The organism is Pseudofrankia inefficax (assembly GCF_000166135.1).
Taxonomy (GTDB): domain Bacteria; phylum Actinomycetota; class Actinomycetes; order Frankiales; family Frankiaceae; genus Pseudofrankia; species Pseudofrankia inefficax.
In genome coordinates, this window is sequence record NC_014666.1 from 5,560,177 (window position 1) to 5,572,331 (window position 12,155).

Below are 12,155 nucleotides of genomic sequence, written 5' to 3' on the forward strand. Positions count from 1 at the left end.
TCGACGGGTGAGGCGGGCGCGCGAGGCGCGAAACAGGCCTGGTGTGAGGGCGGTGGCCGGCGCTAGCCGAGGCGGCGCCGCAGCTCCCGCTTGTCGATCTTTCCGACGGGGGTGAGCGGCAGCGCGTCGAGCACCGTCAGCAGGTCGGGGAGCATGAAGCGGGCGAGCCCCCGCTCGCGCAGAAAGGCCTTGACCGCCTTGAGGGTCGGCGCCGCCCCGGGGACCGGGACGATCACCGCGCGGACGCTCTCGCCGACCTGCTCGTCGGGCGCGGCGATGACGGCGGCCTGGGCGATCGACGGGTGCGCGAGCAGGTGCTCCTCGAGCTCTGTCGCGGAGACGTTCTCGCCGCCGCGGTTGACGACGTCCTTGATGCGCCCCTCGACGACCAGGTTGCCGCTCGGGGTGAGCCGGACGAGGTCGCCGCTGCGGTAGAAGCCGTCCGGGGAGAAGGCCGTGGCGTTGTGCTCGGCGGCCCGGTAGTAGCCGCGGATCGTGTAGGGGCCGCGGGCCCACAGCTCGCCGACGGCCCCGGCCGGCACGTCGGCGCCGTCGGGGCCGACGACCCGGATCTCGTCGGCGGCGGCGAGCGGCCGTCCCTGGGTGGTGAAGGCCAGCTCGTCGTCCTCGTCGAGGCGGGTGTAGTTCAGCAGCCCCTCGGCCATGCCGAAGACCTGCTGGACCTGGGCGCCCAACGCCCGCGGGATGCGCCGGGCCAGCTCGGCGTCGAGCCGGGCGCCGCCGACCTGCAGCAGGCGCAGGCTCGACGTGTCGGGCCGCTCCCACTCGGCGGCGTCGACCCAGATCCGGGCGAGCGCCGGCACCAGGGCCGTCACCGTCACCCGTTCGCCGCCGATCAGGCCGAAGGCGGTCTCCGGGCTCGGCGAGGCAGCCAGGACCACGGTCGCGCCGACGCCGAGCGCCCCCAGGATCCCCGGGCAGGCCAACGGGAAGTTGTGCGCGGCTGGCAGCGCGACCAGGTAGGTGTCCGCGGCGGTCAGCCCGCACAGCCGGGCGCTGGCCTCGGCGTTGTAGCCGTAGTCCCAGTGGGTGCGCGGGATCAGCTTGGGCTTGCCGGTGGTGCCGCCCGAGATGAGCAGCACCGCGACGCCGGCCGGGTCTGGCGCCGCCGGCACCGGCCGCGCCGTGCCGTCGGCCCGGGCGGCCGCTCCCGCCGCGGCCAGCGCCTCCAGGCTGGTGAACGGGCCCGGAGCCCCGGCCACCAGCACCTGGCGGACGGACGGGACCGCGGTGACGATCTCCTGGGCCAACACCCGATGGTCGAAGCCCTCGTGCGTATCCGGGATCGCGTAGGCCACCGCGCCGGACAGCCGGGTCAGGTGCTCGATCTCGACCCGGCGGTGCGCGGGCAGGGTGAGCACCGGGATCGCGCCCAGCCGGCAGAGCGCGAACAGCAGCGTGACGAACTCGGCCCGGTTGGGCAGGTGGACCACGACGCGGTCACCGACGGTGAGGCCGGTCCCGGCGAGCCCGGCCGCCAGGTCGTCCGCCGCCCGGTCGAGATCCGCGTAGGAGAGCCGGACCGGACCGGCGACGAGGGCGGTGGCGGTGGCGTACCGCTCGGCCCAGCCGCGCAGCCGCTCGCCGAGCGAACCGCCCCGCCAGTAGCCCTCCGCCACGTAGCGGTCGGCGGCCTCGTCCGGCCAGGGAACCCAGCCCGCCGCCGCGGTCGAGCCGGCAGCGGTCTCGGTGACCAGCGGCGCGCTCACCGGTCCGTCCCGGCGTCCACGCCGTCGAGCAGCCGGGCCTCGATCTCCTCGTCGGACAGCAACGCGATCTCCAAGGCGATCGAGGCGACGCGGTCGAGCCGGCCCGGCGTCGTCTCGGCCGCGCGCAGCCGCTCGGCGAGCCCGGCCACCGTTGGAGCCGCGAACAGCGTCCGGACCGTGACCTCGTCGGTGTCGAGCTCCTCGCGCAGCCGCGCGACGACGGCGGTGGCCAGGACCGAGTCGCCGCCGAGGGCGAAGAACTCGTCGAGGACCCCGCACTCGCCGACGCCCAGCACCTCCCGCCAGACCGCGAGGATCACCCGCTCCAGGTCGGAGGCCGGCGGCCGCGAGGCCGGGCGGGGTGCGTCCAGCTCCCGGGCCAGCAGAGCGCCGACGGCCTTGCGGTCGATCTTGCCGTTGGCGCTGAGCGGCAGCTCGGCCACGACGACCACCCGGTCGGGGACCATGTGCGGCGGCAGCACCGACCGCAACGCGGCCCTGATCGCCGCCGCGTCCTCCTGTGGCGGGGCCGCGACGACCGCGCCGAGCGTGGCCGGGCGGCCGTCCGCGCCGGCGGTCAGCGCTGCCACGCCGGCCCGGATACCGGGCAGCGCCGCCAAGGCGGCCTCGACCTCGCCGAGCTCGACCCGGAAGCCCCTGATCTTGACCTGGTGGTCGCGGCGGCCGAGGAACTCGACGGTCCCGTCCGGCAGGTAGCGGGCCAGGTCGCCGGTCCGGTACCAGCGCTCGCCGCCGTGGGTGACGAACCGGTCGGCCGTCCGCTCGGGGTCGGCCCGGTAGCCCCGGGCGACCCCGGCGCCGCCGATCCACAGCTCACCGGCCACGTGGTCGGGGCAGTCCCGGCCCAGCGCGTCGACGACCCGCAGCCGCACGTTGCGCAGCGGGGTGCCGTACGGGACCGAGCGCCATTCCGGGCGCGCCGCGCCGCCGACGACCTCGCAGATCGTCGAGTGGATGGCGGTCTCGGTCGTGCCGCCGAGCGCGAGGAACCGGCAGCCGGGCACGGCCTTCGCGAGCCGGGCCGGCAGGTCGACACCGACCTTGTCCCCGCCGAGCAGCACCGCGCGCAGACTCGTGCCCAGCGGCGCGCCGGTGGCGAGGACCAGATCCAGCACGGCCGGCACGCAGTTGAGGATCGTGACGCCGTGGCCGGCGATCAGGTCGGCCCACCGGGCCGCCTCCCGCCGGGACTCCTCGTCCACGAGGACCACCGCGCCGCCGGCGGACAGCGGAGCGAACAGGTCGAACACCGACAGGTCGAAGTCGAGCGCGGAGACGCCCAGCGTCCGGTCCCCCGGGCCGATCCCGAGCCGTTCGACCAGGTCGTCGAGCGTGTTCATCGCGGCCCGGTGCCCGACCTCGACGCCCTTGGGCTGCCCGGTCGACCCCGAGGTGAACAGGACGTAGGCCGGTTCGTCCAGACGCGCCGGATCGTCGGCCGCCCGCAGGACGAGCCCGGCCACCGGCTCGGTAGGTGCGCCTGCCAGGGCGTCGTCGAGGCTCAGCGGGGTCACGCCGGCCGGCCAGTCGGAGCCCGGCCGATCGGTGACGACCGTGCGGAAGCCCGCGGTCGCGACGATCCGTTCGATCCGCGCGGCCGGCTGGTCGACGCCGATCGGCACGTAGGCCGCGCCGGCCGCGAGCACCCCGAGCACGGCGACGACCTGGCCCGGCCCCTTCGGCAGGCTGACGCCGACCAGGTCGCCCGGCCGGACGCCACGGGCGGCGAGCGTCCCGGCCACGGCCGTGGCCCGCGCGGCCAGCTCGCCGTAGGACAGCGACCGCCGCCGCGGTCCGGTGCCCGCCTCGTCCCAGCGCAGGGCCGGGGCGTCCGGGCGCTGCGCCGCCGCCGCGAAGAACCCCTCGTGCAGCAGCCGGGTGGATGCCGGGCCGGCCACCGCGCCGACCCGGCGGCGCACGTCCCGTACCGAGGGGTCGAGCAGCCCGTCGACGGGCTGTTCCCAGACCGTCGTGTCCGGGAGGCCGGTGGTGTCCGGGCCCGGCTCGGCCAGGCCGCGCACGAGTCGCTCGAACGCGGCGAACATCGCGTCGACGACGCCGGGCGCGAACGTGCCCTCGCGAATGTCCCAGTTGACCAGCAGCCCGCCGTCGAGCTCGGTGACCTGGGCGTCCAGCAGGACCTGCGGGCCCTGCGAGATGATCCACACCGGCCGGCCGAACTCCCGGCGCACCGGGGCGTCGAACAGCTCGCCGAGCCCGAGCGCGCTGGTGAACACGACCGGGGCGAGGGCCGGCTCGCCGTGGTGGCGGCCGAGGTCGCGCAGCACCTCGACGCCGGAGTAGTCGGCGTGGGCGGCGTCAGCGTGCAGCCGGGTCTGGACCCGGCGGGCGCGGTCCACGAAGGGCACCCGGTCGGTCAGGTCGATCTCCAGCAGCACCGAGCTGGTGAAGTCGCCGACGATCCGGTTGACGTCGGGGTGCAACTGCTCGCGGTCGAACAGCGGGACGTTGAGGAGGAACCGGGGCTGGGCGCTCCAGCCGCCGAGGACCTCGGCGAACGCGGTCGCGACGGCCATCGCCGGCGTGACGCCGTGCCGGTGCGCGGCCCGGTCGAGGGCCGCGCGGGCCGACGGCGGCAACCGGAAGTGGCGCCGGGACACCCGCGGCGCCGCGGCCGGGCCGTCGCCGCCAGCAGGATTGTCAGTGGCAGGGGCGAGCGCGAGCTGGGGCGGGCCGGGTAGTCCGGGCAGCCGGTCGAACCAGGCCCGCCGGGCCCGGGCCGCAGCCTCGCCGCGGGCGGTCCCCCGCTGGCCGAGGCGGGCGGCCGCGCGCTCGGCGCGGTACCGGCGGTAGCTGTAGGCCGGTGCGGGGGCGACCGTGTCCGGGCGGCCGTACAGGTCGGCCAGGTCGGCCAGCAGGACGCGGTAGCTGCCCGCGTCGGCGGCGACCATGTCGACGTCGAGGTGCAGGCGGGTCGTCCCGTCCGGGCGCAGGCTCAGCTCGGTGGCGAACACCTCGCCGCGCTCGATGTCGAGCAGCTGGTGGGACAGCCGGTCGCGGACGGCGGCCAGCCGCTGCTCGGCGGCCTCGTCGTCCAGGTCGCGCAGGTCGTGCACGGCCAGGCCACGCCAGCCGGCTACCTGCTCGACGACCTGGCCGCCGAGGTCGGTGATCCGGGTCCGCAGCGCCTCGTGCCGCTGGATCAGCCGCTCGACCGCAGCGGCCAGCCGGGCCGGGTCGACCCCGTCGCCGTCGAACTCGCTGTACAGGTGGGCGGCGACGCCGCCGTAGGACTGCCCGGCGCCGCGCCCGATCCAGTAGGCGTGCTGCATGACGGCCAGCGGGAACTCGCCGGCGTCGTCCGGGCCCGCCGCGGTCTCGGCCGGCCCGGCGCTCACCGGGTCGACGCCGGCCGGCCCGGCCACGGCCTCGGGCGCGGCGGCGGGGCGCCGGGCGGACAGCAGCTTGAACCAGCCGTCCAGGGTCGGGGTCTCGGCCAGCTCGGCGAAGTTCACCTCGAGGCCGGCCCGGCGCCACTGGCCGATCGCCCGGATCAGCGCGATCGACTCCAGCCCGCGCTCGAACAGGTTGTCGTCGTCGCCGAGCGAGGCCGGGTCCTCCTCGATCAGCTCGGCGACGGTGCGCCGCAGCGCCTCCAGCTCGTCGCCAGTGCCGGCCACCCCGGCCGGAACGGGCTGGGCCGGGACGAGGAAACGGCTGACGCTGCGCAGCTTCTCCCGCGTCTCCTCCAGCTCCCGTTCGGGGCGGGACGCGCCGACGATGCCGGCGCCGGCCCGCAGCCAGGTCTGGCCGTCTCGCTGGAAGACGGTCCGCAGGACGAGGGCGGCGTCCAGCGCGCCGTCGGCGGTGGCGCTGATCACGGCGCCGCTGTAGAGGCCTCGCGGCCGCGACTCGTAGCGCCGGATCGCCGCGCAGGCGAGGTCCTTCGGCACGCCCGTCGCGGTGATCGACGGGAAGACGGCGGCCAGGGCGTCCCAGGCGTCCCGCCCGGGAATGAGCCGGCCGCTGACCCGCGAGGCCAGATGCTGGACGCTGCCCCGCTCCAGCACGTTCATGAACTCGTCCACGACCAGGGTGCCCGGCGCGCACAGCGGCCGCAGCTCCTCCTGGGCCGCCTGCACCGAGACCGCGTGCTCGTAGATCTCCTTCGGGTCGCGCAGCAGCGCCTCGCGCCGCCCGCGGTCGCCGGCCGCTCTGTCTGTATCGGTACCGCTGCCGGTGGCCTCGAGCGCCGCGGTGCCGGCGAGCGGCTGGGTGGAGACCTGGCCGGCGGTGTCCACCTCGACGACCATCTCCGGGCTGAAGCCGATCGCGCGCAGGCCGTCCAGGTCGAGCAGGAACGAGCGGGCCGGCGTGTTGCCGCGCCGGCCGCGCTCGAAGCTCGCGACCAGGTCGATCTCGCCGTCGACGGGGACGACCCGGGAGAGGATCACCTTGCGCAGCCGGCCGGCGTGGATGTCCTCGACGGCGCGGGCGACGATCCGCCGGTACCCGTCGGCGTCGTACTCCAGGTCGGCCAGCGGCTGGGGCTCGGCCCGCTCGGGGGCGGCCGGGCCGCCGACCAGCTCGGCCAGGACGTCCAGGTCGGCCGGGTCGACCGCGCGCAGCAGCGCGCCGGTCGCCGACAGCCGCGCCTCGCGGGCCGGGATGACCAGATGGACGAGCGGGTCGGGGCCGACCGGGCCGGTCAGGCCGAGGGTCCGCGGGCCCAGCTCGAAGCCGGCCCAGCCGCAGGCCCGCCAGTCGGCGACCGGGACGTCGGCCAGCACCCTGGCGAGGACCCGCAGCGGCTCGTCGTCGACCGGCTCGACCCGCCAGCGTTCCCCCACCCGGTAGCGGATCTCGTCCCAGTGCAGGACGATCTCGGCCAGCGCGCCCGACCCGCAGAGCCACTCGCCGTCCCGCTCGTACACGGAGACCGGCCCGGCGGCGCGGCGGGCGAAGGACGCCGCCACCGCGAGCGGATCGCCGCCGAGCGGCACCGTCCGTTCGCGGTAGACCACCGGGGCCGTCATCGCGACGCGCCGGAGTCGGCACCGTCGCGGGTGCCCTCCGTGGCGAGCGCCATCCGGGCGATCAGGCTGGCCGGCCGCAGGTCCGTCCAGTGGGCCTCGACGTACTCCAGGCAGTCCGACCGGCTCGCGGCGCCGTGCGCCGTTGTCCAGCCGGTCGGGACCGGCGCGAACGTCGGCCACAGCGAGTGTTGGCCCTCGGCGTTGACCAGGACGTAGAAGCTGCCCATTTCGTCGTCGAACGGGTTGGTCGACATGAGGTGCCGTCTCCTTGGATCTCAGCCATCTACTTAGGTCCGCTTCACTTTAGGTAGGTAAGGTTTACCTAAAATGCACATGGTTGTCTACCCCCAATGCGTCGTCGGGCTTGTCCCTTTTCGACGCAGGGGGGTGGGGGTCAGTTCAGGCGGCCGCTTTCGACCCGGACGATCCGCGGCAGGCGTTCGATCGTGGTGGGCCGATGCGCGATGACGACCAGAGTTCGGCCCGGCCGCAGCCTTTCCACCGCCGTTTCCAGTCGCCGAGCGGCGTCAGGATCCAGGTCGGCTGTCGCCTCGTCGAGCAGCAGCACCGGCGGGTCGACGAGCCCGGCCCGCAGCAGCCCGACGATCTGCCGCTCGCCGGCGGACAGCCGGGAGCCGCGCATGCCGACGTCCGCGTCCAGGCCGCCGAGCCGGGCCGTCCAGTCGCCCAGGCCAAGCAGCTCGACCGCCCGTTCCATGGCCGCCCGGTCCGGCTCCCCCGGCGCGAGGGCCAGGTTCTCGGCCAGCGTGCCGGTGATGATGTGCACCTGCTGCGGGATGAGCACGATGCGGGCCCGGACCTGGTCCGGGTCGGCCACGCGCAGGTCGACGCCGCCGTAGCGCACCGTCCCCACGTCCGGCTCGTAGAGCCCGGTGAGCAGCTTCGCGAGGGTGGTCTTGCCCGACCCGGTGACGCCGACCAGGCCGGCCCGGTCGCCGGACGGGAAGGTCACCGAGACGTCGCGCAGCACGTCGGCGCCCTCGGCGTAGCCGAAGCTCAGCCCGTCGGCGACCAGGTCCCCCCTGGCCGGCAGCTCGGTCCCCGCGAGCAGCTCGGTTCCCGCCGGCGGCTCGGCTGGGGCACGGCCGGCCGGGGCCAGCGCGTCGAGCAGGTCCGTCAGCCGGGCCAGCCCCGTCCGGGCGAGCTGCGCCTGGCCGGCCAGGCCGGAGAGCGTCAGCATGCTCTCGAACAGGTTGCGGGTCGCGACCACGAACACGACGACCGTGCCGACGCTGACCTGACCGGCCCGCACCAGCCAGACGCTCAGCAGCAGCAGCGCGGCGGTGGCCAGGCCCTCGATCATCCCGAACAGCTCCAGCCGGCTCTGGACGGCGATCGTCCGGTCGGCCGCGCGCAGCAGCTCGTCGTTGTCGACCCGGAAGCGGCGGACCCACTCCTGCGGCCGGCCCGGCGCGACCAGCGCCTCGTGCGCGTTGAGCGTCTCGGTGAAGGTCGCGGTCATCGTGGCGTCCGCGGCGGCCTGCCGTCCGAACGCCCGCGGCGCGCCACGAGTGAACCAGGCCACGACCAGGATCGCGACCGGCATGAACAGCGCGAGCAGCAACAGCGCGAGCAGCAACGAGTACACCAGCAGCAACGCCGTCGTGAGGGCCACGGTCAGGCCGAAGCCGAGCAGGTTGGGCAGCTGGTCCCGCAGGAAGAGGGTCAGGTCGGAGATCTCACCGGTCGACCGGCGCAGCAGGTCGCCGGTGCGGTGCGCCTCGATGAACCGCAGCGGCGCGCGGCCGAGCCGGTCCACGACGAGGTCGCGCAGCCCGCGGATCGTCCGCTCCCCCGCCGCCGAGAGCAGCACCTCCGACGAGCGCAGCAGCACCATCCGGGCCAGCACGAGCCCGGCCATCAGCGCGACCGCCCACCACAGCCGGCGCTCGTCGCCATCCGTGACCGCGTCGACCCCGAGGCCGATCGCGGGCGCGATCCCGACCACCGCCGCCGAGCTGGCCACGTTCGCCAGCAGCGCCGCGGCGAAGATCGCGCGGTGTGGCCGCAGGTAGGGCCAGAAGCGCCGGAACACCCGCGCGGTCGACGGGTCCTCGGCCAGTACCCGGATCTCAGCCATTGCCGCCACCCACCCGGACGATCTGCTCAGCCGTCGTCTGTTCGTCCGTCGTGTGCTCATCGAGCGCGGACCGTGGGGCCGGCCCGGCCACAGCCGCGGGAAAGCCGGGCGGTTCCAGCCGCAGCACGCGGTCGGCCGCCGCCAGCACGCTCGGCCGGTGCGAGATCACCAGCAGCGCGGTGCCGGGTGCCCAGGCCCGCAGCCGCCCCAGGATCGTGGCCTCGGTCTCCGCGTCGACGGCCGCCGTGACGTCGTCCAGGATCAGCACGTCCGGGCGGCCGACCAGGCCCCGGGCCAGGGCCAGCCGCTGCGCCTGGCCGCCGGAGACGCTCGCCCCGCGCTCGCCGAGCTCGGTGTCGTAGCCGTCGGGCAGGCTGTCCACGAACTCGTCGACGGCGGCGACGGCGCACGCCGCCCGCAGCTCGTCCAGGCCGAGCTCGCGCCCGACCCGCAGGTTGTCCGCGACCGTGCCGGCCAGGATCAGCGGCCGCTGCGGCACCAGGCCGACCCGGTTGGCCAGCTCGAGCCGGGAGACCCGCCGCAGATCGACGCCGCCCAGGCTGACCGAGCCGGTCGCCGGGTCCTCCAGCCGGCACAGCAGCCGGGCCAGCGTGGTCTTGCCGCTGCCGGTCGGGCCGGTCACGGCGACGAACTCGCCGGGACCGACGCTCAGGTCGACCGGGCCGAGCACCAGGCGCCCGTCGCGCCGGGCCGTCACCCCGGCGGCCACCAACGCCGCGTCCAGCGGCGGGCTCTCCGCGTCGGCGGGGTCGTCGTCGGTGCCGGGGGTGTCGAGGATCTCGGCGATGCGCCCGGCGGCGACCAACGCCTGGCCGCGCTGGGAGAGCAGGTCGACGGCGATCGTGACGGCCAGGGTCAGCGTGGTCATCCAGGAGGTGAAGGCGACCAGGCCACCGACGGTCAGGCCGCCGTGCAACACGGCCAGGCCCCCGATCGCGAGGCCGGCCGCGATCGCCAGCCTGGGCACGGCCGGCGGGACGGCCGACCACGACGCGGAGATCCGCGCGGCGGTCATCGTGTGGTCGGTGACGGTGGCGCTGCGCTCGTGGTGGCGACGCACGAGGGTCGCCTCACCGCCGAGCCCGCGCACCGCGGCACTGGCCGACAGCAGGTCCTCGACGGCGTCGGCCCGGGCCGCGAACGCGGTGGACAGCTTCTCGTTCGCGGCGTCGAACCGGTCGGGGAAGTAGGCGTTGGCCAGCGCGACGAGCGGGATCGTGGCCACCCCGACGACCAGCAGCGGCCATTCCAGCAGGGCGAGGGCGGGCAGCACCAGCACGATCGTGACGACGATCCGCACCCAGATGGCGAGGCTCTGCACCCACAGCCGGATCAGGTCGACGTCCCGGGTGGCCCTGGTGGCCAGGTCGCCGTGCCCGTAGCGGGCCAGCGCGGCGCGGTCGAAGGCGGCGACCCGCTCGACCAGCGCGGCCCGCAGCGCGTGCGAGACCCGGTTCGCGGCCCGGCCCGACCAACGAAGCCCGCCGACGCCGCCGAGCATGAACACCACGGCGACCAGCGCCGTCGGGATCGCCCAGGTCAGCGTGCCGCGGACCGAGTGCGCGGTGACGCCGCGGTCAAGGGCGCGCTGGATGCACCACGGGAGGGCGAGCATCGCGGTCTGCTGGACGACGGTGGCGGCGGCGCCGAGGGTGAGGTCCCCCCGCCGCCCGCGCAGTTGCGTTCTCAACAGCCGGCTGCCCGTCGAGCTGTTCAACCCAGCACCGTCCCGATGGATGTCGATTACGCCACGTACCGCTTATGTCACTATCCGTCTAGCGACTAAAGCTAGGTTAACCTACCTCCCTGGGAGCCGCCAGCCCCGTGTCGATCGGTCGAGGTGGGCCGGTCGCAGCCGGCGAGACGGGCTTGACACCCCGCGAGGGCGCCCCGAATATAGGTAAGGTTTCCCTTAGTAGATCTTGCGTACGCTTCTCGTTACCGACGGGAAAGGGCGGCGCCCACGGACCGGAGGTTCTGGCGTGGTGAGAGGTCCGGCGTCCACGGACATCGGCATTCTGGACATCGTCGGAATTGGATTCGGTCCATCGAATCTGGCACTGGCCATAGCGGCGACGGAGCACAACGCGCAGGTTCCGCCGGAGGCGGCCCTGAGCATTTCGTTTCTGGAGCGCCAGCCGCGGTTCGGCTGGCACCGGGGCATGCTCCTCGACGGGGCCACGATGCAGGTGTCCTACCTGAAGGACCTGGTAACCCTGCGCAATCCGGCCAGCGATTTCAGCTATCTGTCATTCCTGCACGACCGTAACCGCCTGGTCGACTTCATCAACCACAAGACGATGTTCCCGCTGCGGGCCGAGTTCCACGACTATCTGGAATGGGCCGCCCGCCGGGTCGACGGCCTCGTCGAGTACGACACGCGCGTCGTCGACATCCGGCCGGTCCTGGTCGACGGCGAGGTCACGATGGTCGACGTCGTCGCCGTGCGGGGCGAGACCGGGGAGACGGTCGTGCGCCGGGCCCGGGGCGTCGTCATCGCCGCCGGGCTGGAGCCGGTGCTGCCGCCGGGCATCGAGCAGTCCGAGCGGGTCTGGCACAACCACGACCTGCTCGGCCGGGTCGAGCGGCTGCCCTCGATGGTGCGCGACCGGTTCGTCGTCGTCGGCGCCGGCCAGAGCGCGGCCGAGGTCACCGAGTTCCTGCACACCCGGTACCCGCGCGCCGAGGTCGTCGCGCTGTTCTCCCGGTACGGCTACAGCCCGGCCGACAACAGCGCGTTCGCGAACCAGATCTTCGACCCGACCGCCGTGGACGACTTCTACGCGTCGCCGCCGGCGGTGAAGGACATGCTGAACGGCTACCACCGGTCGACCAACTACTCGGTGGTCGACATCGACCTCATCGACGAGCTCTACCGCCGGGTCTACCAGGAGAAGGTGCAGGGCCGGGAACGGCTGCGGATCATGCGGGCGTCCCGGCTCGCCGAGCTGCGCCCGATCGAGGCCGGCGTCGCCGTCGACGTCGAGTTCCTGCCGACCGGCAAACGGGAGACCGTCGAGGCGGACGTCATCGTCTTCGCCACCGGGTACAAATCCCGGGACCCGCGCGCCCTGCTCGGCGCCATGTCCGGGTACTGCCTGGACGACGCGGCCGGGAAGCCGGCGCTGGACCGCGACTACCGGCTGGCGACGACCCCCGACGTCCAGGCCGACCTGTACGTGCTCGGGGCGACTGAGCACTCCCACGGCATCTCCTCGACCCTGCTGTCGAACGTCGCCGTGCGGGCCGGCGAGCTGGTGCGCTCGATGGCCTGCCGAAGCTAGC

The 12,155-nt window shown here is 74.7% G+C and carries 6 protein-coding genes and 1 pseudogene; 1 reads left to right on the plus strand and 6 read right to left on the minus strand.

What is annotated here, in order from left to right:
• Positions 1-62: 62 nt before the first annotated feature.
• From FRAEUI1C_RS22485 to FRAEUI1C_RS22505, 6 genes and pseudogenes are all read right to left on the minus strand, one after another.
• Positions 63-1,730: a (2,3-dihydroxybenzoyl)adenylate synthase gene (locus FRAEUI1C_RS22485; RefSeq protein WP_013425645.1), complete on the minus strand. Its 1,668-nt coding sequence runs from the start codon at positions 1,728-1,730 to the stop codon at positions 63-65.
• On the minus strand, positions 1,727-6,748 hold the full coding sequence (locus tag FRAEUI1C_RS22490) for a salicylate synthase (RefSeq protein ID WP_013425646.1): 5,022 nt from the start codon (positions 6,746-6,748) through the stop codon (positions 1,727-1,729). The genes FRAEUI1C_RS22485 and FRAEUI1C_RS22490 overlap by 4 nt, the downstream gene beginning before the upstream one ends.
• Complete coding sequence (locus FRAEUI1C_RS22495; protein ID WP_013425647.1) at positions 6,745-7,002, minus strand: MbtH family protein; 258 nt, start codon at positions 7,000-7,002, stop codon at positions 6,745-6,747. The genes FRAEUI1C_RS22490 and FRAEUI1C_RS22495 overlap by 4 nt, the downstream gene beginning before the upstream one ends.
• Positions 7,003-7,142: 140 nt before the next feature.
• Positions 7,143-7,949, minus strand: a complete 807-nt coding sequence (locus FRAEUI1C_RS42205; RefSeq protein ID WP_438270032.1) for an ATP-binding cassette domain-containing protein — start codon at positions 7,947-7,949, stop codon at positions 7,143-7,145.
• A 66-nt stretch (positions 7,950-8,015) separates the two neighbouring features.
• Positions 8,016-8,909: pseudogene (locus FRAEUI1C_RS42210) on the minus strand (ABC transporter transmembrane domain-containing protein); the annotation flags it as partial.
• Positions 8,842-10,587 carry an ABC transporter ATP-binding protein gene (locus tag FRAEUI1C_RS22505; RefSeq protein WP_013425649.1) on the minus strand — a complete coding sequence of 582 codons (1,746 nt, stop codon included), beginning with the start codon at positions 10,585-10,587 and terminating at the stop codon, positions 8,842-8,844. The gene FRAEUI1C_RS22505 and the pseudogene FRAEUI1C_RS42210, both read right to left, overlap by 68 nt.
• Before the next feature lie 265 nt (positions 10,588-10,852).
• Here FRAEUI1C_RS22505 and FRAEUI1C_RS22510 point away from each other — a divergent pair, with 265 nt between their 5' ends.
• Positions 10,853-12,154 (plus strand): lysine N(6)-hydroxylase/L-ornithine N(5)-oxygenase family protein, encoded by a 1,302-nt coding sequence (locus FRAEUI1C_RS22510; RefSeq protein ID WP_013425650.1) that lies wholly within the window; start codon positions 10,853-10,855, stop codon positions 12,152-12,154.
• The last annotated feature ends 1 nt before the right edge of the window (position 12,155 follow it).